The organism is Geobacter sp. (assembly GCF_030834625.1).
In the GTDB taxonomy this organism is placed as follows: domain Bacteria; phylum Desulfobacterota; class Desulfuromonadia; order Geobacterales; family Geobacteraceae; genus Geobacter.
In genome coordinates this window covers 1-23,758 of the sequence record NZ_JAUQXO010000022.1, presented here as the reverse complement: position 1 = coordinate 23,758, position 23,758 = coordinate 1, and the positions used below count along the sequence as shown (strand labels likewise).

Here is a 23,758-nt window from a genome sequence, read left to right as displayed (position 1 = left end):
GGTGACCGGGTATGCCGTTTCCTTTATGGAGGAGGGGCTTGAGCAGGGGCAAAGACCCGAACTGGCCGGGGGTGGGCTGGTGCCAAGCGTGCGCCTGTTTGCCGGGGACAATTTGTACGTGGTCGACTGCGTGCTGTAGGTCAAGGCCGGAGAGCATAGACGTGAGGCTGTTTATTTTTGACCGAAACCGGTTCTGCCTGACCCTCTGTGTACGTGAGAAGGCCTTCCTAACGATTTCCTACCCCCTGACGATGTAGACCGAGCAGGAGGCGTTCTTCACCACCTTGTGGGAGACGCTCCCGAGGAGCTTGCGCTTCAGGAATCCCTTCCCCGAACTCCCGATGACGATCACGTCGATCTGTTCCTTCTCCGCGTACGTGATGAGCTCGTCCGCCGGATCGCCGTACACCACCTTTATTTCCAGGGGGATGTCCGCCTCCTTCGCGTTCTTCTCGATGACATAGAAGACCCGCTCCCTCAGTTCGTCCCATTCCTTGGTTTCCGTGATGGGAGGGGGAGGGACGAAGTCGGTGAAGGTGCTTCGGGGGGCGTTGGGGAGGACCAGCATGGCGTAGATTTTGCTCCTGAACTGGCTCGGATTCCCCGCCGCCATCCGCACCGCCTCCTCCGCCGCCTTGTCGGAGAGAGGGGAGCCGTCAATGGCCACGAGGATCTTTTTACGCAGATTGAGCATGAAGAGTCTCCTGAGAATAGAACGGGAGGCGGGGTGTCCGGGAGCGCATCCGGCTCCGTTGATGATCAAAAAAAATAGTCCCCTGAAAAGGATTTACGCTGCGGAGTCGCCGGCGGTTTCTGGTGTCGTGTTCATGATGGGACTATAAAGTAAATAATGAGCCTTGACAATTATAAAACAATATTCTACATTTTTGATGATTTTTTGAATTGACAACAACGGAAATCAGTCCGGGATCGTAAGGGAACTGTCCCAGGCAGGGACGTTGCCCTTGACTTATTTCCCCTGAAGGCTTATGAAGAAAGGCTTATTTCTTCCTGAGAAAGAGGAGGGCCAATGGCCAAGAAGGATAAATCCGAATATATCATCCAGGCGGTCGACCATGCCCTCGACCTCCTTGAACAGTTCCACGACGATGTGGACGAACTCGGCGTAACGGAGCTGTCCAAGCGGCTGAAACTCCACAAAAACAACGTATTCCGGCTGCTGGCTACCCTGGAGTCCCGGGGCTACATCGAGCAGAACAGGGTTACGGAGAACTACCGGCTCGGTCTCAAGACCCTGGAGTTGGGGCAGACCTTCATCAAGCAGATGGGGCTGCTGCGCCAGTCGCGGCCGGTCCTTGAATGGCTGGTCAAGGAGTGCAACGAGACCGCCTACGTGGCGATCCTCAAGGAGCAGAGCATCGTCTATCTGGATGTCGTGGAAACCGATCTCACGGTGCGGGTGGTGCCCCGCGTCGGCTCCCGTCTTCCGGCCTACAGCACAGCTGCGGGGAAGGTGCAGATCGCCTACATGCCCGACGAGGAGCTCGAGGCCTTTTTCCCTGCCAAAGAGCTCAAGGCCTTCACCCCCAATACTGTCACCGACCGGGACGTGCTGAAGAAGCACCTGAAAGAGGTGGCGGAGATGGGATACGCCATCGACAACGAGGAGCTGGATATGGGGGTGCGCTGCGTCGGCGCGCCGATCCGCGATTACACCCGCCGGATCATCGGTGCCGTGAGCCTTTCGGGGCCATCCATGCGCTTCACCGACGAACGAATGGGAAAGGAGCTCATCCCCCTCGTCAGGCAGGCCGCCGAGGAGATATCCATGAAGCTCGGCTACCACAAATAATAAAAGCCCCCGGATCTACCGGGGGCTTTTTTCTATTCTCTCCTTCCAGAGGGCGGTCACCTGCCGCTCTGTCTCCTCCGGCGTTCCCCGGTTGTCGATGACAGCCGAGCCGTAGGTTGCCTTTTCCTCCATGGGCATCTGGGCGGCGAGCCGCTGCTCCGCCTCCTCCCTGTCTATACCGTCTCGCTCCGTGAGGCGGGCGATCTGCGTCTCCCGATCCGCGTACACCACCCAGATATCGTCGACCCGCTCGGTGACCCCTGCCTCAATGAGAAGCGGTGCCACGTAAAACGCCACCGGCGCGTCCGATTGGCGGGCTTCCGCCAACAGCTCCTCGGCCAGGCTGGCGATGGCCGGATGGGTGATGGCCTCCAGGCGCAGCCGCGCATCCGGGTCGGCGAAGACTATCCGGCCAAGGGCCTTGCGGTCGATGGTCGCGTCGGGCAGGAGGATGTCCGGGCCGAAGGATGTCACGATGGCTTGATGGGCCGGGGTGCCGGGAAGAACCGCCTCCCGCGAAAGCAGGTCGGCGTCAATAATCACGGCGCCAAGCCGCTGCAGTATCCGTGCAACCGTGCTCTTCCCCGACGCTATTCCGCCGGTCAGTCCGATAACCCGCATGGTTCCCTCCCCCGTTGACCGGGAACCATTCCATACTTTGCGGGAGGTGTCAATCGGGAAGGCGGCCGGGTCGGGCGAAGGCTCACGGGGAGGCGACGATGGCGTCCTCCTCCAGCCGGAAAGTAACCCCCCCCTCCACGTCGTCTTTTATCTCAAGGGTCTTCGTGCCGATGGCGATAACTACGCCGCTCAGGGCGGCCCGCTCCACGCGGATCTGGGCGTCTGCACTCAGTTCTACGCGCTTCTGGAGCCGTTTCTTTTCTCCCGTGAGTTCCGATATGGCTGTCGCGAGCTTTTCCTTGGCAAGACGAGTCTGCTCGACCTGCTCCGGTGTTGCCTTGTGAATGGAAGTAGTTAAGTAGTCGAGCTTTTTTGTCAGCTCCTCCAGCTCGCGCTCCTTTTCATGGATCTTAAGGTTGACGGTCGAGAGTTTTTCCTTCACATGGGGATCAAGCCCCACGCTCACCAGCGTGCGGACTCCCGCGTGGGAGCCGAGGGTGACGGCCTGCACGCGGTTGACCGCCTGGCAGGAGCCGCCGATGATGTGACCCTTGGAGCTTCCTTCCTGACCGATGACAATCCGGTTGCCTGCCACCAGTTCGCTTTGCATGGCAAATCCGTGGATCTCGATCCTGTCGCCTGCTTCCACATGGGCGTTTTCCACAAAGAGCGCCTCAACGGCGCCCTTGGCGCGTACCAGGGCAATTTCATGGCCCGGTTCCCCATGGCCGTCTCTGGCCTCTCCCTGGCCGATAATCCCTCCCTGCACCGCGATGCTCCCCTCCGCTTCGACGGTGGACCCTTCAATGACGCCGCCAATGAAGATGTCGCCCGAGGCGCGCACCGTCATACCAGTAACAACGTCGCCGGCAATGTCGATGGAGCCCTTGAAAGAGAGGTTTCCGGTGGAAAGGTCAACGGTTTTTACCTTGATGACCGGTTCCACCGTGGCGCCGTTGGCCACGAGCACCGGCTGTCCGTCGATGGCGGCGATAAGGAGGTCGGGGTCGTCGGGCGCGAAAACCGTGCCGCTCAGATTGGGGGCGAACTGGATATCCTTCACCGGTGGCGGGGCGATCTCCTTCCCCATGAGGTTTATTCCCGGCTTGCCCGGAACCGGCGGGATCCGGCGCATGAGGGGGTCGCCCGCCCTTACGCTGACGATTTCGCCCATATTGCGGTAGTCGACGATGTCGTTGTCCATGAGTTGAGGCTGGCGGTCGCGCATCTGGGGTATGAAACTCACGAGTTCCGCGTCGGTTCCCGGTTCGTGGGGGATGCCACAGGCGATGAGACGGTCCGAAACCTCGCCCGATGCCACGGCCGCCTCGATTTCATGGGTGAGTACGCCGTAGACGATCCCCCGCTCCCTGACTGCCTGGTGCAGCTGCTCCGCACGTACCGGTTTCCCCCCGTAGGGGAGGGTCAGGGTCAGGTAGGCCTCAATGTTGTCCGGGGTGTTGCGGATAATGAAGGTGCCGTCGCGCTGTTCGCCGATATCGTAAACGAACTCCTGGCTGGCGGCATTGTAACGCTTGATGAGTTCCACAAGGGCATGGTCGTAGATGAACATGTCCGCGAACCCGCCGGCTGCGAGGGCGTGTCTGAGAAAACCGAGGTTGACCGGCGTCTTCTCACCCGCAGGGGAGTAAATGGCCTTGAGTTTGCGGTCGTCGGCGAGCCTGAAGGTCAGCCCCGTACCGTTTTTGGGGGGAGATTCTCCCATGGGTCCTTCCTGTCATCCGATGTTGACGTGTCTCTTGTATGCAACACTTCTCAGTCTACTCATCGGACGGAATTGGAAAAGCTTGAGCGATTCACGAGCGACAAGGGGCGGGAGTTAAATCAACAGTGTGCCGTCCCTCAGCAGTTCCGTGCGGGAGCCGTCGGCGGTCACAGCAGTAAGAGTCGGACCGTAAAAAACATAGTCCTCGTGAAACGGTGTCTGGACCGTGCCGCCGAAGCCGGAATTGTCGCCGAGTGCAATGTGAATGGTGCCGAGGATCTTCTCTGCCTCCAGGATGTTGTCTGGCCGGGTGGCCCGGTCATTGGTCCCGATGCCAAGTTCGGCGATGTTGCGATTTTTTTCGCTCTCGACAAAACGCCCCTCGAGCCATTCCCGGTGTGGCTCCTCTCCGCGAATTTCCACCACCATTCCGTTGCGCACGATAAGTTCCAGGGGAGAGGAGAGCTTCCGCGTCGGCCCGTACTCCAGCACCATTACCCCCTCGCTCGTACCTTCGAGGGGAGCCAGGTAGACCTCGCCAGCGGGGAGGTTTCCGAAGCTTCCCGCCGCTGTCAAGAGACCGTCGTCCCCCTTGGCCTGACGGCCCGCTTTGCCGATCCGCATCCGCGTCCCGTTGGGGCTCTCCACAAGGATCTCTGTCGCGGCACTTACCGCCTCGGCGAGCCGACTCGTCCGTTGTGCCAGGGCATGCCAATCAACCCGCATGGAGGTAAAGAACATCTCGGGATCGAAGTGGGGAAGGCTTGCGAAGCGCCCTCCCGCCGCGTTCACCAGGAGCCTGAAGCGGGTATGGCTCGTGGAGTTGTTGGCTAGGGCAACCACCACGTCCGCAACATCCTGGCTCCGGGCGAGGACCAGTTCCCTGGACCGCTCCAGGTCGTGCATCGTCGTTTCCTTTGCCATAAGCCGTGGTAGAAGCCCCTCGGCGATGAGGCTCTCGACGATTGCATCCCCAAAGGCAGTCCTCCAGAGCGCCTCCGGCGGTTCGGCACCCGATGCCGCAGTGGCAGGGTACGAAAGGAAATCAGTGTTTCCGTACGCGGTGTCCGCGAACTGGGCGGCATCCTCCGCTACCCGCAGTAGCCGCTCGCGGCGGTCTCTGTCGGCAGGAGCCGGTGTCTCGTCGGGGCGGAGTGTGTCGCTGAAAACGAGGATCCGTTCCCCGTTGTGAATCCCCATGTTTACCTCAAACAGTGATGCAAAGGCCTCCTGATACATTGCCTGGCTCCTCTCTTCCCGGGAATCGGCCCCGACGCGGTCCGTCCGCAGACTATACCAGAGGGGTGGGCGTGGGGGCAATCCTAAGGGGAGACCAATTATTCAATATTTTTCCCTTGATTTATCAAAGGATGTTGTGATAGATAGTGCATACTGTATACAATTTTGAGTTGTTAAATTAGTCAATAAATGCAGATGGTTAAGCACTGTTGACCCTGTCTGAGAAGGTCTGAACGGAGGCGTGCGTGGCACAGGTGGTTTTTTCGAGCTGGGGTGGGACTGTCGTCGATAACCGCGCAGGGGGCGAGGCCAAGGACGCGAGCTTCAGGCTCCCGACTACCCTGGACGGGGAACGGTCGCTGGCTGCCTTTATGGGGTGGGACGGTATCATTCTTTTCGACAAGGGTGTCGATGTCCCGGCCATGGCTGCGGAATACATGAAAAGGGTGCAGACCCTGTACTGCTGCGGCAAATGCACCCCGGGCAAGAAAGGGACCCGTGTCCTCATGGACGCGTTGGCCGCCATTGTCGAGGGGAGGGGGACCGAAGCCCATCTGGATAGCATCACGGATCTGGGCGATTTGCTGGCCAACTGCAAATGTACCCTCTGCCAGTCGTCCACGGTGCCGGTCGTTGATGCGGTGAAGCATTTCCGCGACGACTTCCTCGCGTACATAAGGGGTGCACAAAAGCCCGTCGCGACCCATCGCTACATCGAGAAGTACACTGCCCCCTGCATGGACCGCTGTCCCGCCCATATCGACATCCCCGCCTACATCGAAGCGATCAAGGAATACCGCTTTGACGAATCGCTTACCGTCATCCGCGACAACATGCCCCTTCCCTCCGTCTGTGGCCGGGTCTGCCCCCATCCGTGCGAAACCCACTGCCGCCGCAAGAACGTGGACGACGCGGTCAATATCATGGTGCTCAAGCGCTCTGCCTCCGACTACGAGTGGATGCACAACGCCGAGCCCCCCATGAAGCCGAAGCCCCGCAAGAGCAAAACGGTCGCCATCGTGGGGGCCGGGCCGGCAGGTCTTGCCTGTGCCTATTATCTGGCTCTCGAAGGATATCCCTGCACCATTTATGAGGCTCTGCCCGAAGGATATGGCGGCGGCATGATCGCCGTCGGCATTCCCCCCTACCGCCAGCCGCGGCACCTGCTGCAGCGCGATATCGACATCATCGCCTCCATGGGGGTTGAGATCATCTACGACACCCGGATCGGTATCGATATTTCCCTCGATGATCTCAAGAAAAAGTATGATGCCGTTTTTCTCGCTCCCGGCGCCCACCGCTCGAAGCCGATGGGGGTAGAGGGTGAGGACAAGGGGTACAAGGGGTTCCTCAAGGGGGGGATCGATTTCCTCCGCGAGGCCTACATGGGACGCCCCACCGGCATGGGCAAGAAGGTGGTCGTTGTCGGCGGCGGAAACACCGCCATTGACTGTGTCCGCGTTGCGTTGCGTGAGGGGGCTGAAGAGTCGATCCTCCTGTATCGCCGCTCCCGCAAGGAGATGCCGGCCGATGTCTGGGAGGTGGACGGTGCCGATGAGGAGGGGGTCCGCTTCGAGTTCCAGGTGCTCCCCACCAGAATCATCGTCGACGGGAACGAGCAGGTCACCGGCGTGGAATGCGTCCGGATGGCCCTTGGGGAGCCCGATGCCTCTGGTCGTCGTCGCCCCGAGCCGGTTCCCGGCAGCGAATTCGTGGTCGAATGCGATACGGTCATTCCGGCCATCGGCCAGGATCCGGACCTCTCATTCATTCCCGAGAACATGGGGATCGACATCACCAAATGGAATACGGTGGTCACCAAGTATATTCCCCTCAAGGACGCTGCAGGCAAAGAGCTGAAGGACGGCATGGGGAACCCTCTCGTCAGGACCCTCATAACCGATCTGGACGGCGTCTTTGCCGGTGGTGATGCCGAGATCGGGCCACTGACCGTCGTTGCCTGTATCGGCAATGCACATCGGGCTGCCCGGGTCATCCAGCGCTGGCTGGAAGAGGGGAAGGTCTACCTCACCGACGACGAGTTCATGGAGGACATCCTCACCAATTTCCCGGTTTACGACAAGGGAGAAACGGTGCCGTGGCTCGATTCCGTCGAGAGGGCGCACCAGGCCGAAGTTCATGGCCGGGAGCGGGCCAGCAAGGGGAACTACCAGGAAGTCGAGCTCGGTTTCGTCGACAGCAAGGCAGTCCAGGAAGCAGAACGGTGCCTGCGTTGCTACCGCGTCGCAATGGCGGCGGTCTAGTCCACACAAGTCAGCATGTCACTTCGGCCCACGGCCGGGGCCATGGCGGCCCGGGTGTCGGTAACGACCCCGGGCGCTGGTGTGTCCCGAGCCCGAGCCGCTTTCCAGGGGTGAAACGGATATGGTCAGTCTTACAATCGACGGGAAAGACATCTCGGTAGCCAAGGGGAGTACCATCCTCGAGGCAGCGGCGCTCCTCGGTATCACAATACCGACTCTCTGCTGGCTCAAGAAGGTCTCGCCCACCGGCGCTTGCCGTGTCTGTGCGGTTGAGGTGGAAGGTGTTGATCGCCCCATGACCGCCTGCAACACGCCGGTCAAGGAGGGAATCAAGGTTACGACCCAGTCTGAGAAGCTCTCAAAGATTCGCCAGAAGATCATGGAGCTTATGCTGGTCAACCATCCCCTTGACTGCCCAGTCTGTGATGCCGGCGGCGAGTGCGATCTCCAGAATGCCTGCTATGGTCTGGGTGCGTCTCGCCAGGAATACTCGGCACTTCTTGAGCGGCGGGAGATCCGTTACGACTGGCCCCTCATCGAGAGCGACCCGAATCGCTGCATTCTCTGTGAAAAATGTGTCAAGGTCGACCACGAGGTGGTGGGCTGCAATGCCATTGCTGTGGTGAACCGGGGCGAGGCCACGGTGATCGACACCGTGGACGGCAAGCCCCTCAACTGCGAGTTCTGCGGAAACTGCGTCGGCGTTTGCCCCACCGGCACCCTTATCAGCAAGCCCTTCAAGTTCCGTGGCCGTCCCTGGGCCTTCAATGTAACCAAGAGTGTCTGCGCCTTCTGTTCCACCGGCTGCCAGATTGAGTATCACACCCGCAACGGCCGTGTCGAGCGGGTAACGAGTGAGGATGAGAACTACAATAGCGGCAATCTCTGCATCAACGGCCGATTCGGTTACAGCTACGTAAACGCCCCTGAGCGGTTGACGGAACCCATGGTCGGCAGCGCCAGGGCTGACTGGAATGCCGCCATGGGATCTGCAGTGGCGGGCCTCAAGGGGATCGTCGCCAAGTACGGTCCCGACGCCGTTGCCGGGCTCGGTTCGCCGCGGGTTACCAATGAGGAGAACTATCTTTTCCAGAAGCTGTTCCGGGGTGCCATCGGCAGTGGCAATATCGACTCGGAGGCGCGGCTCGGCTTTGCTCAGGCGCAAAAAGTTCTCCGTGAAAGGCTGGGCCTCCAGGGGGCCAGCGCAACCATTGACGCCATCGATCGGGCCGGCGCCGTCCTCGTCTTCGGCTGCGACCTGAATGCCGAAGCCACCGGCATCGAGTACCGGGTGATCAAGGCAGCCACCAAGAACGACGCCAAGCTTGTCCTGGCGAACATGCGGGACGTGAAGCTGAAGAAATTTGCCAACAGTCACCTCAAATACCGGCCGGGGAACGAGCTCACCCTCATCAACGCCCTCACCCGGGTCGTGCTCGACGAAGGGCTGCAGGACAATGACTTCGTTTCAAGCCGCATCGCCAATCTGACCGAACTGACCACGGCACTCAGCGCCGTATCGGTTGCCGATGCCGCGGAAGCCGCCGGTGTGTCCGAGGCGGACCTTCGCTCTGCTGGGCGCCTGCTCGGCAGGAAAAAAAGTGTTGCCGTCATCTTCGGTGCCGATTTGATGCGAAGCAGCGGAGCCGAGGAAGCAGTAACAGCTCTGGTGAATCTTTCCCTTTTGCTCGGAGCTTTGGGCAAGGATACGGGCGGTCTCTTCCCGGTCTACGAGAAGACAAACATCCGCGGACTCCTCGATATGGGGGTTGCGCCCGACATGCTTCCGGGCAATCGGGCCGCGTCTGCTTCGGGCAAGAATCTGTGGCAGATCATCGAGGGGATCGAGCAGGGGAGCATCAAGGCTCTCTATCTCCTTGGCTGTGATCCCGTTGCCTCCTTCCCCGAGGGGGAGAGAATCAGGACTGCCTTCGGCAATCTGGAACTCCTCATCGTTCAGGATCCGTTCCCCGGCGAGTCGCTGAAACAGGCCCATATTGTCTTCCCGTCCTCGGTGGCGGCAGAAAAGCGCGGCACATTCACCAGCATCGACGGACGGGTACAGAGCCTCGCCAAGGCGGCAAACTCCCCGGGAGAGGCCCGCGAGGACTGGGACATCCTTACGGAACTCTACAACCGGCTTACGGGTGAGAGCCGTCCGGCGTCGCCCGCATCGATCATGGCTGAAATTGCGGGCCTTGTTCCGGGGTACGGGGCAGATGTCATTCTTCCGGCAGCATTCCCTGCCGCTGGACCCATCTCCCTCGCCGTCATGGGGGTAGCACGTCCGGCAGCACCCTCGGCGCAGTCCTATACGCTTCTTCCCGGTGCCATCCTGTACCACAGCGGCACCACTACTACCTGGTCAAAGAACAACGGCGAGGTTGCGCCCGCGGGCTATGTCGAGATCCATCCGGACGATGCCGCCAAACTGGGTGTGTCGGACGGCGCCGCGCTTCGCCTCTCCGCGGGGACTGCGAGCGTCACCGGCCCTGCGCGGGTGACGAACAGCGTACAACCTGGGCTTCTTTTTGCTCCGTACCATTTCCGCAGCATGAACGTGAATGCTCTCCTTGGAAAGGGAGCCGGCAGCGCGTCGGTGAAGGTGGAGAAAGCGTAAGAACTCAGAATATCATTCCATTTGGTTGGAAAAACCCCGCTGTGTCATACGGCGGGGTTTTTTTGTCCCCGATGTTCAAGGGTTTTGTCGTGGGTGTGCGGGAAGGCGGAGTGAAGCGAGGGCTTCTGATAGCCAGTGGCGCCTGTTAGTGAGCGGCGCCGGTGCGGTTGCTCTTCAGATAGGTGTTGACGGCGGCGTTGTGCTCGTCGAGGGTGGTGGAAAAGTGGTGGGTGCCGTCTTTCTTGGCGACGAAGTAGAGGTATCCGGTGCGGGCAGGGGTGAGGGCGGCCTCGATGGCTCCTTCGCTGGGATTGCCGATGGGGCCGGGGGGAAGGGCGGTGATGAGATAGGTATTGTAGGGGGTGTGGCGCTCGATGTCCTGTTTCGTGACGGTGCCGCCGAAGGCCCTCACGCCGTAGACGGCGGTCGGGTCGCTCTGCAGGCGCATCCCCCGGGCAAGACGGTTGTGAAAGACGGATGAGATGAGGGGGCGTTCGGCAGCAACCACGGCCTCCTTCTCGATGAGGGAGGCGAGGGTCACAACCTCGTGCCTCGTCATGCCGCTGCGGCGTGTCGCCTCGACGAAACGTTCACCATAGATCTTGTTGAATTGGGCCGCCATGGCCCGGATGAGGGCTGCTTCGTCCATTTTTCGGGTTACGTTGTAGGTGCTCGGGAAAAGGTATCCCTCGACACTATTCCCCTCTACGCCCAGTTCGGCCAGGAGTGTCGGGTCGGTGGCAGCCTTAATGAATCCTTCCCTGCTGAAGAGTTTCTGGCTCTCAAGGAGCTCGGCGACCTGGTGGATGGAGTACCCTTCGGGGATGGCGAACCGGCGGACATTGATCTCGCCGGTCACCATTTTGCGGAGAATCTCCGTGGGCCGCATCCCGTCGCTGAACTGGTATTCCCCGGCCTGGAGCCGGCCGTCTGCCCCCTTGAGGCGTGCGTGGACGACGAAGAGACGTGCGCTGGATACAATCCTCTCCCGTTCCAGATCGGCGGCGATCTGTGCGAGAGGCTCCCCCTTGGCGAAGTCGACGATTCGCACGGTACTGCCGTCTCCTGCGGGAAAGGCGAGAAAATAGGCGTAGCGGAGGGGTAGGGCAACGAGCAGGAGAAGGGCAAGGAGCAGTGCCGCCTGGATGTGCCGATTCTTCAGGAACGCGAAGCGGTGCTGCGTCTCGCTGGTTTCGCTGGCGGATTGGTCTTGTGGTGGGATCGAATCTTCCATGGGAGCGGGTGCCGGGATTGGGCGTCAGGCCTTGAAGCGGTTTTCCGTCCCTGCCCGCAATCGCTGGATGTTTTCCCGGTGTTTCCAGATGACAAGAAGGGCGATGACAAGGGTCACGCCGACGAAGGGAGGGCGTCCGTCCAGGAACGCCACGATGGGGGGCATGGCCGCAGCAGCGGCGATGGAGCCGAGGGAGATGTAGCGGGAGGTGGCGACAACGGCCATGAAGATGCCGAGGGCCACCAGGACCGACAGGGGCGAGATGCCGAGGAATACGCCGAGGGCGGTGGCGACACCCTTACCCCCCTTGAAGCCGAGAAATACCGTGTAGACGTGCCCCAGAAAGGCGGCGAGACCCGCGAGAGCCACCCATATCTCAGCCATCCCCAGGTATGTGGCGGCGAGAACCGGAAGAAGCCCCTTGAGGCAGTCCCCCACCAGGGTGGCGATGCCGACGGACCGGCCAAGGGTGCGGTAGACGTTGGTGGCGCCAATATTGCCGCTTCCGGTGTTCCGGATGTCGACGCCGGCTGCCTTGGCAAGCAGAAGCCCCGTGGGTATGGAGCCGAGGAGGTATGCCCCGGCCAGGAGAAGGATTTCGTTCAGCATGTGCAACTCCGACAAGTCAGAAAAAACGCCGTGAATAGTAACCCATTTCAGCGCCGGCTGCAAGTGGGCGGCGTTACTTCGTCCCCTTCCGGTAGACGAAAACGGCGGCCACCAGGAGCATGGTGTCCCGGAAGATGGCGGTCCAGGCGGTAGTCTTCTCCCCCCCCTGCTTGAAGCACCCGCAGTCGATGTCGAGGCCCCTCACGACCGTGGAGAAGAGGAGGACAATGAAGAACGCGTTCATGAGGGCCACGAGGGCTGCTGCGCTCCGGGCGCGCCAGCCGGTGACCAGCAGGACGCCGCAGATAACCTCGACCCACGGCAGGATGGCCGCCACCAGATAGTTGCCGGCGTAGGGGAGGATCTGATAGTTGGCGACGCTCCCTGCGAAAGCGGCGGGATTGATGATCTTGATGACCCCCGCGTAGAGGAAAAGGGCGCCGAGGCCCACCCGGAGGACTGCCGTGAGGTGCTTCTTGACCGGTTCCATCACTCGCCTCCCATTGCCACGGGATGGCCTGCGTCCCGCCACTCGGGGAATCCCCCTTCGTAGATGAAGACCTGGCCGAAGCCGGCCGCCAGGAGCTTCTCCCCCAGGAGTCTGCTGTCATGGCAGTCGTAGCCGCCGCAGTACACCACGAGAAGCCTGTCCTTGGGGGTCCGTTCCGCAAAGGGGGAGATGAGTCCTTCAGCCTCTCCCAGGGGGAGGGAGACGGCTCCCCTGATATGACCTTTGCGGAAGGTTTCCCGGTCCCGGGCGTCGATGATGATTGCCTCGCCGGTGTCAACGAGTTCCTTCACCTGCATGAGTCCCAGGGGGAGCGGTGTTGCGGCCGCGGCCGGCGTCGACGGGGTTGCGGTGGCGGCCGCAGCCGGAGCCTGGGATTCCTGCCCCCGGAAAACCTCCAGGAGGAGTCGGTGGTTAAAGGCGATGCCGATGGCGGCAGCTATGAGGACGATCGCCGCCATTTCGGCGGCGAGGCGCTTTACGTCGGTCTTCATGGGGTGCTACTCCTTCTCCCTGCGGTGGTCGTAGTGGATGACCGTGGCCTTCTCCAGCGTAATCATCCCCCCGCTCATCATGGCGTCGATCTTTGGCATGATCGCGTCGAACCGCTCCTGGGAGTCCACCACCTCCACCACGAGGGGGAGGTCGGCGGAGAGGCGCAGGAGCTTGTCGGTGTGGTAGACGCTGCGGGCGCCGAACCCGGCAACTCCCCGCAGCACCGTGGCCCCGGCGAACCCCTCCTGACGGAAGAGTTCCACGAGGGCCTCGTGGAGGGGCCTGCGGCCGTGCTTGTCCCCCTCGCCGATGAAGATGCGCATGAGGACCTGTTCGCCGATGAGCTTGGACATGGTTTCTCCCGTTACAGGTGCCGCGCCGTCATGATCCCTGCCCAGGTGCAGACGAGGCAGACGAGGACACTGGCAAGGACATTCACGGCCGCGGTGACGAATTCTCCCTCCTCCAGGAGCCGGAAGGTTTCATAGCTGAAGGTGGAGAAGGTGGTGAGGCCCCCGAGGAAGCCAATGGTGAGCCCGACCCTCAATTCCTGGGGGATAAGGGTCGTGCGGAGGCCGAACTCCATGATGAGGCCGATGAGGAAGGCCCCCGCCACGTTCACCGCCAGGGTGCCGTAGGGGAACCCCCTGCCGGCCAGGGCGTAGACCCACCCCGAGAGGAGGTAGCGAGCAAGGCAGCCGAGGGCGCCGAAAAAGGCTATGGCGATGATGGTTTGCATGGAGAGGTCAGATGCCCCCGACGATTTTCCAGTCCCCCGCGTCGCGGCGAAGCCGGATGGTCTCCTCGCCGGCAAGTTCAAGGGGCTTTCCGGCCACGGTCACCTTCATGGCGTAACGGCCGGTCACGGTGGCGGAGTCGCCATGGACCGCAATGTCGCGGCCGAGGGAGCGGTAGGCGACGGGGCCGAAGGAGGCGAGGGTTTGGGACAGCTCCTCCCGCTTGGCGCGGCTGTCTACACCCTTGTCCCGGTATGCGGGGGAAATGAGCGATGCGTAGAGGGTTGCGTCCGCGGTGGCCAGGGCCTGCTCCCGCTGCCGCATCACCTCCTCCACCGTGCGCTGCTCCGGGGTGCAGCCGGCCAAGGCGAGGAGGAACAGGGCCGCCAGCAGCGTGCGCATCAGTAATTCTTGTCCAGGAACTTCCGGGCTTCGTTCACGTATTTGCTCGTCTGGTACTCGGTGAAAAGCTTCTGGAAGGCATCGCGCCCCTTGGCCTTATCGCCGGAGCGGATGTAGGAAGAGCCCAGGTAGAAGAGGGTTTCGTCGTGGACCGGGGACCGGGGATACTTCTTCAGGGCCTCCTCCAGGCGCTTGACGGCTGCCCCGTACCGGTCGGTCCGGTAGTAGAAGCGCCCCACGTAGACCTCGTGCTCCACCTGCTTCATGCGGCAGATCTCAAGCTTGTTCCTGACTTCCTCGGCGTGCTCGGAGGAAGGATAGGTGCGCAGGAACGACTCGAACAGGGTAATCGTGTTGGCCACCGGCGTCTGGTCGGTGTCGATGCCGGTGATCTGCTCGTAGTGGCTGAGTCCCTGGCGGTAGAGGGCGTAGGGGGCCTTCTCGTGGTTGGGGTGGAGCTTGCGGAACTCCTCGTAGGAGGCGGCCGCCTCGATGTAGTTCTTCTCGTCGAACTGGGCGTCGGCGATCTTGATCTCGGCCAGGGCGGTGAGCTCCGGCGAGGCGTAGCTTTCGCGCACCTTGCGCCATTGGGCGATGGCATCTTCGTTGCGGCCGGAGCTCTGGAACTCCTCTGCCGCCTTGGCCATGGCTTCCGGGTTGCGGCTCACCGAATCCGGTGTGGTGGCGCAGCCGGCGGCCGCAAGAGCAAAGAGTATAAGAAAAGGGTAGAGAGAGGGTCGCTGGATACGGTTCATGGGGGTCCCGCCTTCCGTCTGGTATCAGAGAAAAAGTAGTGAAATCCCCTGACAAAGTCAACGCAAAGTTCCGTCCCGCCCCCGAAGGAGCGGGACGGCAGGGGCGTTACTTCCGCTTGCGCCGGTTCGGGTCCAGCTCCTTCTTGCGGAGCCGGATCGACTGGGGGGTCACCTCAACCAGCTCATCGTCGTCGATGAACTCCAGGGCCTGCTCCAGGGTCAGGATGCGCGGCGGGGTGAGCTTGATGGCGTCGTCGGAGCCCGAGGCCCGGACGTTGGTGAGCTTTTTCCCCTTGCAGGGGTTCACGTCCAGGTCGTTGTCCTTGGCGTGCTGGCCGATGACCATGCCGCCGTAGACCTCGGTGCCGGGGCCGATGAAGAGGATGCCCCGGGGCTGGAGACCGTCCAGGGAGTAGGCGGTGGTCTCGCCGTTTTCCATGGCGATGAGGACTCCGTTCTTGCGTCCCGGGATGTCGCCCTTGTAGGGGGCGTAGTCGTGGAAGGTATGGGTCATGACCGCGGTGCCGCGGGTATCGGTGAGAAGCTCGCCCCGAAGGCCGATGAGGCCACGGGCCGGCACGATGAACTCCAGCCGCACCGTCTCACCCATGGGCTGCATGGAGGTCATCTCCCCCTTGCGGGGGCCCATCTTCTCGATGATGGCCCCCTGGAACTCGCTGGGGACGTCCACCACCAGGTACTCCATGGGCTCCATCTTCTTGCCGTCGATCTCACGCATGATGACTTCGGGCTTGGAGACCGCCATCTCGAACCCCTCGCGCCGCATGTTCTCGATGAGGATGGAGAGGTGAAGCTCGCCGCGGCCCGAGACCTTGAAGGTGTCGGCGTTGCCAGTGTCCTCGACGCGGAGCGACACGTTGGTCCGCAGCTCCTTGTCCAGCCGGTCGCGGATGTTGCGGGAGGTGACGAATTTCCCCTCCTTGCCGGCAAAGGGGGAGGAGTTTACGATGAAGTTCATGGCGATGGTCGGCTCGTCGATGGAGACGTAGGGGAGGGCCACGGGATTGTCGGCGGCGGCCAGGGTTTCGCCGATCCCCACCTCGTCAAAGCCGGCCACGGTGACGATGTCGCCGGTGCATGCCTCCGCGATCTCCACCTGCTTGAGCCCCTCGTACCCCAGGAGCTTGGAGATACGCCCCCGCACCACGCTGCCGTCGCGGCGCACCAGCGCCACCTGCTCGCCGGCCTTCACGCTGCCGTTGAAGATCTTGCCCGTGGCGATGCGGCCGATGTAGTCGTTGTAGTCGATGTTGGTGACCAGGAGCTGGAACGGCGCCTTGGGGTCGCCGGCCGGCGGGTGGACGTTGCTTTCGATCACCGCGAAGAGGGGCTCCATGCTGTTGGACTCGGAGGCCAGGTCCAGCTTGGCGTAGCCCAGCTTGGCGCTGGTGTAGACGATGGGGAAGTCCAGCTGCTCGTCTTTGGCGTTCAACTCGCAGAAGAGGTCGAACACCATGTCCACCACTTCGTCGGCCCGGGCGCCGGGGCGATCGATCTTGTTGATGACCACGATGGGCTTGAGGCCCAGATCCAGGGACTTCTTGAGGACGAAGCGGGTCTGGGGCATGGGGCCGTCCAGGGCGTCCACCAGCAGGAGCACCGAGTCCACCATCTTCAGGACCCGCTCCACCTCGCCGCCGAAGTCGGCGTGGCCCGGGGTGTCAATGATGTTGATCTTGTAGCGGCCGTGGTGAACCGAGAGGTTCTTGGCGAGGATGGTGATCCCCCGCTCTTTCTCCAGGTCGTTGGAGTCCATGACCCGCTCGGTGATGGCCTCGTTTTCGCGGAAAACCCCCGCGTGCTTCAGCATGGCGTCCACGAGGGTGGTCTTGCCGTGGTCGACGTGGGCGATAATGGCGATGTTCCTGATCCGTTCTTGCATGGGTGGTGCGTGCTCCTTCTGCCGTATGGCGATAGATTCAAGGGATAGATGGATTGGGTGGGAGGGGGACCTTGTGTTCTTGTTTCCGGTAAATGAAAAAGACGAGCGCCGGCTCGTCCCAAAAACACGTCAGTATGTCAATATTCCGATGAAAAGACAAGCTAAATTTGGGATAAAAGGGTTGCCTCGGCGGCCTGATCCGTGGCATATATGTTGCTTTGAAAAGAGAGACCGATTACCCGAAGGTGAGCCCATGTCGATCATCAGAGACTTCATTCGTACCCTCAGGGAAGGCGCGGCAAACGGCGACAGGCCCATCCTGGCAGCCATGTTCTGCCTGCTCGTCTTCTCCCTTACCCTTATCGTGTTCGGCCTCGCCAAGTAGCCGGACCGGATGGTGAAAACCCCATGAAACGGATCATTGCCTATACTCTTTCCCTTCTTCTCATTCCCGCCCTTGCCGCTGCCTCGCGCCAATTGCCGGTGGACGGAGGCACCGTCACCTCCGGCATCGGCTGGCGCCTCGACCCCTTCGGCAGCGGCCGGATGAGCTACCACCAGGGGGTCGACATCGCCGTCCCCGAGGGAACCCCGGTCTATCCGACCCAGCGGGGGACCGTCTCCTACGCCGGCCCCTACAAGGGGTACGGCAACCTGGTGGCCGTGGACCACGGCAACGGCTACGTGACCCTTTACGGCCACAATTCGGCGATTCGCGTCACGGCGGGCCAGGCGGTGGACACGAAAACCGTCATCGCTCTGGCGGGGAGCACGGGGCGCTCCACCGGCCCCCACGTCCACTACGAGGTGCGGCAGATCCCCGGCTATGACAAGAAGGCGCGGGAGCGGCTGGAGGAGCAGCTGAAGGCCATGGTGGCCGAGAAGGTGAACGGCTGGGTCGAGGAGCACGTTGCCGGACAGGGGGAGGGTGACGAAGGCGAGGATTCCCGGCGGCACCCCCTGGCCGGGCTTGCCCTGCCGGGGGGCGAGGAGCTGCCGTAAGGGCGAAGATCCTCAGAGAGGATAGTGGAAGGCCCCCATCAGGAGCCCCACCGCCAGGAGGGAGAAAAGGGCCTTCACCGGTTGTTACCGGTCCATGGTCTTGAAGAGGGCCGCGAAGTCTTCGTCGCCGAAGCCCGCGGCCCGGGCTCCCTTGAAGAGCTCGTTGGCCGCAGCGGAGGCAACGAGGGGCTGACCCACCCGATCACCCAGGGCAACCGCCAGCCGCAGGTCCTTCTGCATGTGCTTCAGGGGGAAGGCCGGCGCGAAGTTCCCGTCCCGGATGAGCCCCCCCTTCAGGGCAAACATGGGATTTGCCACGGCGCCGGCGCCCATCACATCGAGGATTGCATCCGTGGCGAGCCCCGCCTTTCCCCCCAGGGCCAGCCCCTCGCAGAAGACGGCCATCATCCCGCCCATGACCATGTTCACCACAAGCTTCATCTCGGCCCCTTTCCCCACATCGCCCAGATGCACAATCTTCTTCCCCATCTTCTCGAAGCCGGGGAGCGCCTCGTCGTAAAGGCTCCGGTCGCCGGCGGCCAGGATGATGAGAGTGCCGTCCTCGGCCGGCTTCTTGCTCCCCGACACCGGCCCCTCCAGGAACCGTCCCCCCTTGGCCACCACGGCCACGCCGATCCGCTGGGAAGTGGCCGGGTCCACCGTGGACATGTCCACGTAGCCCCGCCCCTCGCCGATCCCCTCCAGCACCCCGTGCTTGCCGAAGCAGACCTCTTCCGCCGCCGCCGGGTCGGCCAGCATGGCGAAGGTCACCGGGCACGACTCCGCCACCGCCTTGGGCGTCGCGACCCGTTCCGCCCCCAGGGCCACCAGCTCTTCCGCCTTGTCGGGGGAGCGGTTCCAGACCGTCACCCCGAACCCCGCCTTCAGAAGGTTCTTCGCCATGGCGCTTCCCATGATGCCGAGGCCGATGAAACCGAATTTATGCATGGAATATCTCCTTTTCTCTGATTAAACCAGCCGCGCCCAGCGCCACTGCCGGACCGAGTTGACGAGAAATATCTCCTCTGACCGCTTCAGCTCCTCCCGGGTGATGACCCGCTCCCGCACCTGGCCCAGGGCCAGGATCTCCTCCCGGAAGGTGCCGGGGAGGAGCCCGCAGGAAAGGGGCGGGGTTACCAGTGCGTCGCCGATGCGGGCCACCACGTTGGCGTTGGCCGCCTCGGTCACCTCCCCCCGCTCGTTCACGAAGATCACGTCGGCACAGGCGGGGTGCAGCTCCCGCTCCCGCTGGTAGAGGGGGCGGTGGGTGGTCTTGTGGTAGAGGAACGAATCGGCGGAGTCGACGGTCTCCGAGGCGAAGCAGACTGCCACCGGATTAGCATCGTCCACGGCGGGGAGCGGCTCGGTCTCGATGGTAAAGGCCCCCCGCCGGTTCAGGAGGAGCCGCACCTTGTGCTTCCCTTCGAGACCGCCGGTGCGGTGGTCAAGGACCGTGGTGATGGTGCCGAGGCGGACGGCGAAGCCGAAGTAGGCTGCCGAGCGGAAAAGCCGCGCCAGGTGCCGTTCCAGGAGGAAGCACCCCTTGTCTTCCTCGTAAAGCATGGTCTCCACCAGCTGGAAGTCGGGGAGGCGCGTGCGGGCGAAGCGGGCCTTGGCGAGGCACTCGCGATACTCGTCCCCGGCCTGGGAGCCGATGGTGACCCCGCTGCCGATACCCAGTTCTCCTGCCCCCGTTTCGGTGTCGATGACCACGGTGCGAATGGCGACGCTGAAGGTCATCTCCCCGCCGGGCGACACGTGGCCGATGCAGCCGGTGTAGACCCCCCGGGGAGAATCCTCCAGCTCCCGGATGATCTCCATGCTCCGCTTCTTGGGGGCGCCGGTCACGGAGCCGCAGGGGAAGAGGGCCCGGAAGAGCTCCGGCAGGTCTACCCCCTCCCGCAGCCGTGCCGTGATGGTTGAGGTCATTTGGTGGACCGTATCCAGGGTCTCCACCGCGAAGAGCCCGTCCACCTGCACCGACCCGGTCTTCGCCACCATCCCCAGGTCGTTGCGCATAAGGTCCACGATCATCAGGTTCTCGGCCCGCTCCTTCTCGCTCTCGGCAAGGCGGGTCTTGAGCTGCTCGTCCTCGCTCCGCCAGCGTCCCCGGGGTGCGGTCCCCTTCATGGGGCGGCAGGTGAGGAGGCCGTGGCGCAGCTCGAAGAAGAGTTCGGGGGATGCCGACAGGATCTGGAAGCGTCCCAGGTCCAGATGGGCGCAGAAGGGGGCCTTCTGGGCGCGGCAGAGGTCGCCGAAGTAGGCCCCGGGGTCCCCCGTGAAGGCGAAGCGCTGGCGGAAGGTGAAGTTAACCTGGTAGGTGTCGCCGGCGGCGATGTACTCTCTGATGCGCCCCATGGCGATTTCATATGCCTCGGGGGGGAGGGTGGGCTCCCAGCGGGTGGTGTCGTAGGCCTCTTCCCCTTCCTCCGCGTCGGGGAGGCGGGGCGAGAAACCGAAACGCTTCTCGAACAGGCCGAACCAGAGAAGCGGCTGGGAGCCGGCCGGGTGGGTGGCGAGGCCGGTGCCGAGCCCCGCCGCCGCCTCGTAGGAGACAAAGCCCGCCGCGTGGAGCCCCCGGGCCGCGGCCTCCTCAACCCTCTTCAGGGCCGGGACCACCTCCTCGGGGGTGCGGGCCCTGATCTCCTCCACGAATCCCTCGAAGCGATACGAGGACGGGTGGTGTTCCGGCGCGAAGGACGCCAGGGTGACGGCCGGCATCCCGCTCATGGCGCACCCGCCCCGCACAGCTTCACCACCGGGCATTCCCGGCAGAGGGGCTGCACCGTGCCGTCGCACCCTTCCGAGATTCCCAGGTGGCAGAGGGGGAAATCGTACTTCACCGGGTCGGCCGGGTCCAGGCGCCGGAGGGCCGCCGTGATCTCCCGGGCCATGCGCCAGTCGGCCTGCTTCCGCTTCGTGAACCCCAGGTGGCGGCAGATCCGCTGGATGTGGGCGTCCACGGGGATTACCAGCTGGGCCGGGGAGACCCCCTTCCAGACCTCCAGGTCGATGCCGTCGGCGGGGCGGACCATCCAGCGCAGGTACATGCAGAGCCGCTTGCAGGCGCTCCCCGATGCAGGAGAGGGGAAGAAGAAGGGGAAGTAGGAATCGGCGGGGATGGCATCGGTGCCGAAGACCGGGGCGTAGTCAAAGGCGAGGATGGCGGCGCTGAACTCGATAAGGGAGGGGGTGATATCCTCGGCATGGGGATCGTGGCACCCCAGGAAGAAATCGCCGATGGTGTCCGCCTCCTCGATCATGGTCCGGGCCGCCAGCAGCAGCGCGCAGAGGTCGCGGCCGTCGTTGAAGCGGTGCTTGAAGCCGGCGAAGCGCCGCAGCCCCTCTTTCGGTTCGAAATTCTCCACGAATCGCCGGGGCGACGGCCCCAGGGCGGCAAAGACCGCCTCCAGGTTCCGGAGGATGATCTTCACGTTGCCGTAGGCGAGGCACGACGCCACGAGCCCCGCGATCTCCCGGTCCTCGGGGGAGGCATAGCGGTGGCAGAAGGAGAGGGGGTCGTTCGCCAGGTGGCGGGGCGAGCGGGATGCGTAGAGATTGTCGAGGACGGCCTTGATGTCCAACGGTCAGCTCCCGGGGGAGTAAAGTGGGCGCGGAAAGCCGCTATGGTACACCACGGCGGCGGGAAGCGCCAAACGGAAAAAGGGGAGGCCACGCTTCGGTGAACATGTCCTTCTTGCGCTCTTGTCTATGCGGGCATATTCTTATGACAGGAGGTCTGCCATGAAAACATCACTGATGCACAATTCCCATCTTCCTCTTCCGGCGGAGGTAGAGTGGGTGAGGCCGCAGCGGGTCAATGCTGTTAACGAAGAACTGGTTTCCTATGCCCAAGCCTATGCCGGCACCGCTGCCGACCTGGACGAAGCCCTGGAGGGGGCGGCGAGCGAGCACCTTCGAAGATCGAGGAAGGGACCATGATTGCCGTGGGGATTATCCCCCGATAGCCTTCGGGCTCTCCAAGATGAACGTCACCGGTCCGTCGTTCACCAGGTGCACCTTCATGTCCGCCTGGAAGATCCCCGTGGCCGTGGGGATGCCGGTCTCCCGCACGAAGTCCGTGAAGCAGTCGTAGAGCCGCTTCCCCTCGTCGGGCGGGGCTGCCGTGTCGAAGGAGGGGCGCCGCCCCTTGGCGCAGTTCCCCGCCAGGGTGAACTGGGACACGGCAAGGATTCCCCCGGCCACCTCCCGCACCGACAGGTTCATCTTCCCCGCCTCGTCCTCGAAGATGCGCAGCCCGGCAATCTTCTCCGCCAGCCACGCCGCATCCCGTTCCGTGTCCCCCTTTTCCACCCCGAGAAGGACCAGAATCCCCCGGCCGATGGCCCCCACGGTCTCGCCGTCCACCACCACCCGCGCCTCGCTCACCCGCTGGATCACCGCCTTCATGCCCCGAACACCCTCGCCAGAGCTGCCCGGTAGGCCGCCTCCGCCGCCGCCCCGAAGGGGGTGAAGATCACCCGCTGAAGCTCCGGGTAGCGTTCCAGGGCGGCCTTGGTCTCCTCCAGGGCGATGGTGCACGCCTCATCCAGCGGATAGCCGTAGACCCCGCAGCTGATGGCCGGAAACGCGATGGACGTGAGGCCGGCTCCGTGGGCCACGTCGAAACAGCGGCGGTAGCAGCTCCGGAGCTTCTCCGGCTCCCCCTTCGCCCCCCCGTGCCACACCGGCCCCACCGTGTGGATCACGTGCTTCGCCGGCAGCCGGTACCCCTTCGTCATCTTCGCGTCCCCCGTCGGGCAGCCGTTCAGGGTGCGGCATTCCGCCAACAGCTCCGGCCCCGCGGCCCGGTGGATGGCGCCGTCCACCCCGCCCCCCCCCAGGAGCGACTCGTTGGCCGCGTTCACAATGGCATCCACCGCCAGCTTCGTGATATCCCCCGTTATGATCTCGATCTTTTCCTTCATGGCGTTCCCTCCGTGCCCGATTAGGTTGCCGGTCAATTCTACAACCGATCCAGGGGACTTTCCACCCCCTTGCCCCCCCGGTTCAGCACATGGGTGTAGATCATCGTCGTCTGCACATCCTTGTGGCCCGGAAGCTCCTGCACCGTGCGGATGTCGTACCCCGACTGGAGGAGGTGCGTCGCGAAGGAGTGGCGCAGGGTGTGGGGGGTGACGAGCTTGGCGATTCCCGCGGCGCGGGAAGCCTCTTTTACCGAACGCTGCAACCCCTGCTCGTCGCGATGATGGCGTCGGGTAACCCCTGTACGGGGATCAACCGACAGGCGCTGGGAAGGGAAAACGTACTGCCATCCCCACTCCCGTCCCGCCGTGGGATACTTCCGCGCCAGGGCAGCGGGGAGGTGGACTTCTCCGAGCCCCGCACCAAGGTCATCCCCATGGATCAGCTTCACCTTGGCAAGGTGCGCCCGCAGGGGCTCCACCAGCGACAGGGGAAGCATCGTCACGCGGTCCTTCGCCCCCTTTCCCTCGCGCACGACAATCTCGCGCCGCTCCAGGTCCACATCCTTCACCCGCAGGCGCACGCATTCCATGATGCGCATGCCGCTGCCGTACAGAAGGCGTGCCATCAGCTCATGGGTGCCCGCCAGGCGTGACAGCAGCGTCTGGACTTCGCCCACCGTCAGAACAACCGGCAGGCGCTGGGGTTTCTTCGCCTGCTCAACGTCATCGAGCCAGGGGAGCTCGGTTTCGAGCACCTCGCGGTAGAGAAAGAGGATCGCGGCCCGTGCCTGGTTCTGGGTAGAGGCCGAGACCTTGTGGGTCACGGCCAGGTGGGTGAGGAACGCCTCAACCTCCGTCTTGCCCATCTCCTGGGGGTGACGCTTGTTGTGAAAGAGGATGAA

General features: G+C 63.0%; 25 protein-coding genes. 6 read left to right on the top strand and 19 right to left on the bottom strand.

All coding sequences use genetic code 11. The features are described 5' to 3' along the window. Window positions 1–238 precede the first annotated feature (238 nt). Window positions 239–694, bottom strand: coding sequence for a universal stress protein (locus RCH91_RS05640; RefSeq protein ID WP_306533633.1), 456 nt, complete (start codon window positions 692–694; stop codon window positions 239–241). A 336-nt stretch (window positions 695–1,030) separates the two neighbouring features. On the opposite strand from RCH91_RS05640, the gene RCH91_RS05635 reads away from it, so the two are divergent. Beyond that, window positions 1,031–1,813: an IclR family transcriptional regulator gene (locus RCH91_RS05635; RefSeq protein ID WP_306533632.1), complete on the top strand. Its 783-nt coding sequence runs from the start codon at window positions 1,031–1,033 to the stop codon at window positions 1,811–1,813. A 15-nt stretch (window positions 1,814–1,828) separates the two neighbouring features. On the opposite strand, the gene coaE is transcribed toward RCH91_RS05635, so the two are convergent. From coaE to RCH91_RS05620, 3 genes are all read right to left on the bottom strand, one after another. Further along, complete coding sequence (coaE, locus tag RCH91_RS05630) at window positions 1,829–2,434, bottom strand: dephospho-CoA kinase (RefSeq protein WP_306533631.1); 606 nt, start codon at window positions 2,432–2,434, stop codon at window positions 1,829–1,831. Window positions 2,435–2,516: 82 nt separating this feature from the next. Then, window positions 2,517–4,160, bottom strand: a complete 1,644-nt coding sequence (locus RCH91_RS05625; protein WP_306533630.1) for a FapA family protein — start codon at window positions 4,158–4,160, stop codon at window positions 2,517–2,519. 114 nt (window positions 4,161–4,274) lie between these two features. Next, window positions 4,275–5,399: an aminopeptidase gene (locus RCH91_RS05620; RefSeq protein ID WP_373694367.1), complete on the bottom strand. Its 1,125-nt coding sequence runs from the start codon at window positions 5,397–5,399 to the stop codon at window positions 4,275–4,277. Window positions 5,400–5,644: 245 nt separating this feature from the next. Here RCH91_RS05620 and RCH91_RS05615 point away from each other — a divergent pair, with 245 nt between their 5' ends. Beyond that, window positions 5,645–7,663, top strand: coding sequence for an FAD-dependent oxidoreductase (locus RCH91_RS05615; RefSeq protein WP_306533628.1), 2,019 nt, complete (start codon window positions 5,645–5,647; stop codon window positions 7,661–7,663). Window positions 7,664–7,784: 121 nt separating this feature from the next. After that, on the top strand, window positions 7,785–10,283 hold the full coding sequence (locus tag RCH91_RS05610) for a molybdopterin-dependent oxidoreductase (RefSeq protein WP_306533627.1): 2,499 nt from the start codon (window positions 7,785–7,787) through the stop codon (window positions 10,281–10,283). A gap of 145 nt (window positions 10,284–10,428) precedes the next feature. Here RCH91_RS05610 and mltG read toward each other — a convergent pair whose 3' ends face one another. From mltG to typA, 9 genes are all read right to left on the bottom strand, one after another. Continuing rightward, window positions 10,429–11,517 (bottom strand): endolytic transglycosylase MltG, encoded by a 1,089-nt coding sequence (mltG, locus tag RCH91_RS05605; RefSeq protein ID WP_306533626.1) that lies wholly within the window; start codon window positions 11,515–11,517, stop codon window positions 10,429–10,431. Window positions 11,518–11,541: 24 nt separating this feature from the next. Continuing rightward, on the bottom strand, window positions 11,542–12,126 hold the full coding sequence (plsY, locus tag RCH91_RS05600) for a glycerol-3-phosphate 1-O-acyltransferase PlsY (protein WP_306533625.1): 585 nt from the start codon (window positions 12,124–12,126) through the stop codon (window positions 11,542–11,544). Between the two features lie 73 nt (window positions 12,127–12,199). Continuing rightward, window positions 12,200–12,616, bottom strand: a complete 417-nt coding sequence (locus tag RCH91_RS05595) for a MauE/DoxX family redox-associated membrane protein (protein ID WP_306533624.1) — start codon at window positions 12,614–12,616, stop codon at window positions 12,200–12,202. Further along, the gene (locus RCH91_RS05590; RefSeq protein WP_306533623.1) at window positions 12,616–13,128 is read right to left on the bottom strand and encodes a rhodanese-like domain-containing protein; all 513 of its coding nucleotides are present in this window, start codon (window positions 13,126–13,128) and stop codon (window positions 12,616–12,618) included. Before RCH91_RS05590 ends, RCH91_RS05595 begins: the two co-directional genes overlap by 1 nt. 6 nt (window positions 13,129–13,134) lie before the next feature. Continuing rightward, window positions 13,135–13,482 (bottom strand): DUF190 domain-containing protein, encoded by a 348-nt coding sequence (locus RCH91_RS05585; protein ID WP_306533622.1) that lies wholly within the window; start codon window positions 13,480–13,482, stop codon window positions 13,135–13,137. An 11-nt stretch (window positions 13,483–13,493) separates the two neighbouring features. Beyond that, on the bottom strand, window positions 13,494–13,868 hold the full coding sequence (crcB, locus tag RCH91_RS05580) for a fluoride efflux transporter CrcB (protein WP_306533620.1): 375 nt from the start codon (window positions 13,866–13,868) through the stop codon (window positions 13,494–13,496). A gap of 7 nt (window positions 13,869–13,875) precedes the next feature. Beyond that, window positions 13,876–14,268, bottom strand: coding sequence for a nuclear transport factor 2 family protein (locus RCH91_RS05575; protein ID WP_306533619.1), 393 nt, complete (start codon window positions 14,266–14,268; stop codon window positions 13,876–13,878). Next, a complete protein-coding gene (locus RCH91_RS05570; protein ID WP_306533617.1) occupies window positions 14,268–15,023 on the bottom strand; it encodes an outer membrane protein assembly factor BamD in 756 nt (251 codons plus the stop codon). The genes RCH91_RS05575 and RCH91_RS05570 overlap by 1 nt, the downstream gene beginning before the upstream one ends. A gap of 106 nt (window positions 15,024–15,129) precedes the next feature. Next, window positions 15,130–16,926 (bottom strand): translational GTPase TypA, encoded by a 1,797-nt coding sequence (typA, locus tag RCH91_RS05565; protein WP_306533615.1) that lies wholly within the window; start codon window positions 16,924–16,926, stop codon window positions 15,130–15,132. A gap of 253 nt (window positions 16,927–17,179) precedes the next feature. Between typA and RCH91_RS05560 the strand changes: the two genes are divergently transcribed. Together RCH91_RS05560 and RCH91_RS05555 are read left to right on the top strand one after the other, a co-directional pair. Then, on the top strand, window positions 17,180–17,311 hold the full coding sequence (locus RCH91_RS05560) for a hypothetical protein (RefSeq protein WP_306533614.1): 132 nt from the start codon (window positions 17,180–17,182) through the stop codon (window positions 17,309–17,311). 23 nt (window positions 17,312–17,334) lie between these two features. Further along, entirely contained in the window at window positions 17,335–17,928 is a 594-nt protein-coding gene (locus RCH91_RS05555) for a M23 family metallopeptidase (RefSeq protein WP_306533613.1), read from the top strand. Between the two features lie 84 nt (window positions 17,929–18,012). Here RCH91_RS05555 and RCH91_RS05550 read toward each other — a convergent pair whose 3' ends face one another. Genes RCH91_RS05550 through RCH91_RS05540 form a run of 3 tightly spaced genes read right to left on the bottom strand, consistent with a single transcriptional unit; the run spans window position 18,013 to window position 21,512 of the window. Continuing rightward, the gene (locus RCH91_RS05550) at window positions 18,013–18,876 is read right to left on the bottom strand and encodes an NAD(P)-dependent oxidoreductase (RefSeq protein WP_306533611.1); all 864 of its coding nucleotides are present in this window, start codon (window positions 18,874–18,876) and stop codon (window positions 18,013–18,015) included. Window positions 18,877–18,897: 21 nt separating this feature from the next. Next, a complete protein-coding gene (pabB, locus tag RCH91_RS05545; RefSeq protein ID WP_306533609.1) occupies window positions 18,898–20,658 on the bottom strand; it encodes an aminodeoxychorismate synthase component I in 1,761 nt (586 codons plus the stop codon). Then, window positions 20,655–21,512 carry a TIGR02757 family protein gene (locus tag RCH91_RS05540; RefSeq protein ID WP_306533608.1) on the bottom strand — a complete coding sequence of 286 codons (858 nt, stop codon included), beginning with the start codon at window positions 21,510–21,512 and terminating at the stop codon, window positions 20,655–20,657. The genes pabB and RCH91_RS05540 overlap by 4 nt, the downstream gene beginning before the upstream one ends. 160 nt (window positions 21,513–21,672) lie before the next feature. On the opposite strand from RCH91_RS05540, the gene RCH91_RS05535 reads away from it, so the two are divergent. After that, a complete protein-coding gene (locus tag RCH91_RS05535; RefSeq protein WP_306533606.1) occupies window positions 21,673–21,870 on the top strand; it encodes a hypothetical protein in 198 nt (65 codons plus the stop codon). 12 nt (window positions 21,871–21,882) lie between these two features. Here the strand turns inward: RCH91_RS05535 and dtd are convergent, their stop codons facing one another. The 3 genes from dtd to RCH91_RS05520 all read right to left on the bottom strand — a co-directional run. Next, entirely contained in the window at window positions 21,883–22,338 is a 456-nt protein-coding gene (gene dtd / locus RCH91_RS05530) for a D-aminoacyl-tRNA deacylase (RefSeq protein WP_306533605.1), read from the bottom strand. Beyond that, window positions 22,335–22,856, bottom strand: a complete 522-nt coding sequence (locus RCH91_RS05525; protein WP_306533604.1) for an O-acetyl-ADP-ribose deacetylase — start codon at window positions 22,854–22,856, stop codon at window positions 22,335–22,337. Before RCH91_RS05525 ends, dtd begins: the two co-directional genes overlap by 4 nt. 38 nt (window positions 22,857–22,894) lie before the next feature. Continuing rightward, on the bottom strand, window positions 22,895–23,758 hold an 864-nt coding region (locus RCH91_RS05520), incomplete at its 5' end, for an integron integrase (RefSeq protein ID WP_306533602.1).

Excerpts from the sequence above, each read along its gene's own strand:
- RCH91_RS05625 (WP_306533630.1), bottom strand. The coding sequence starts at position 4,160 with ATGGGAGAATCTCCCCCCAAAAACGGTACGGGGCTGACCTTCAGGCTC.
- crcB (WP_306533620.1), bottom strand. The coding sequence starts at position 13,868 with ATGCAAACCATCATCGCCATAGCCTTTTTCGGCGCCCTCGGCTGCCTT.
- RCH91_RS05575 (WP_306533619.1), bottom strand. The coding sequence starts at position 14,268 with ATGCGCACGCTGCTGGCGGCCCTGTTCCTCCTCGCCTTGGCCGGCTGC.
- dtd (WP_306533605.1), bottom strand. The coding sequence starts at position 22,338 with ATGAAGGCGGTGATCCAGCGGGTGAGCGAGGCGCGGGTGGTGGTGGAC.
- RCH91_RS05635 (WP_306533632.1), top strand. The coding sequence starts at position 1,031 with ATGGCCAAGAAGGATAAATCCGAATATATCATCCAGGCGGTCGACCAT.
- coaE (WP_306533631.1), bottom strand. The coding sequence starts at position 2,434 with ATGCGGGTTATCGGACTGACCGGCGGAATAGCGTCGGGGAAGAGCACG.
- RCH91_RS05640 (WP_306533633.1), bottom strand. The coding sequence starts at position 694 with ATGCTCAATCTGCGTAAAAAGATCCTCGTGGCCATTGACGGCTCCCCT.
- RCH91_RS05590 (WP_306533623.1), bottom strand. The coding sequence starts at position 13,128 with ATGAAGACCGACGTAAAGCGCCTCGCCGCCGAAATGGCGGCGATCGTC.
- RCH91_RS05535 (WP_306533606.1), top strand. The coding sequence starts at position 21,673 with ATGAAAACATCACTGATGCACAATTCCCATCTTCCTCTTCCGGCGGAG.
- RCH91_RS05570 (WP_306533617.1), bottom strand. The coding sequence starts at position 15,023 with ATGAACCGTATCCAGCGACCCTCTCTCTACCCTTTTCTTATACTCTTT.
- RCH91_RS05550 (WP_306533611.1), bottom strand. The coding sequence starts at position 18,876 with ATGCATAAATTCGGTTTCATCGGCCTCGGCATCATGGGAAGCGCCATG.
- RCH91_RS05595 (WP_306533624.1), bottom strand. The coding sequence starts at position 12,616 with ATGGAACCGGTCAAGAAGCACCTCACGGCAGTCCTCCGGGTGGGCCTC.
- plsY (WP_306533625.1), bottom strand. The coding sequence starts at position 12,126 with ATGCTGAACGAAATCCTTCTCCTGGCCGGGGCATACCTCCTCGGCTCC.
- RCH91_RS05555 (WP_306533613.1), top strand. The coding sequence starts at position 17,335 with ATGAAACGGATCATTGCCTATACTCTTTCCCTTCTTCTCATTCCCGCC.
- typA (WP_306533615.1), bottom strand. The coding sequence starts at position 16,926 with ATGCAAGAACGGATCAGGAACATCGCCATTATCGCCCACGTCGACCAC.
- RCH91_RS05610 (WP_306533627.1), top strand. The coding sequence starts at position 7,785 with ATGGTCAGTCTTACAATCGACGGGAAAGACATCTCGGTAGCCAAGGGG.
- RCH91_RS05560 (WP_306533614.1), top strand. The coding sequence starts at position 17,180 with ATGTCGATCATCAGAGACTTCATTCGTACCCTCAGGGAAGGCGCGGCA.
- RCH91_RS05525 (WP_306533604.1), bottom strand. The coding sequence starts at position 22,856 with ATGAAGGAAAAGATCGAGATCATAACGGGGGATATCACGAAGCTGGCG.
- mltG (WP_306533626.1), bottom strand. The coding sequence starts at position 11,517 with ATGGAAGATTCGATCCCACCACAAGACCAATCCGCCAGCGAAACCAGC.
- pabB (WP_306533609.1), bottom strand. The coding sequence starts at position 20,658 with ATGAGCGGGATGCCGGCCGTCACCCTGGCGTCCTTCGCGCCGGAACAC.
- RCH91_RS05620 (WP_373694367.1), bottom strand. The coding sequence starts at position 5,399 with ATGTATCAGGAGGCCTTTGCATCACTGTTTGAGGTAAACATGGGGATT.
- RCH91_RS05585 (WP_306533622.1), bottom strand. The coding sequence starts at position 13,482 with ATGTCCAAGCTCATCGGCGAACAGGTCCTCATGCGCATCTTCATCGGC.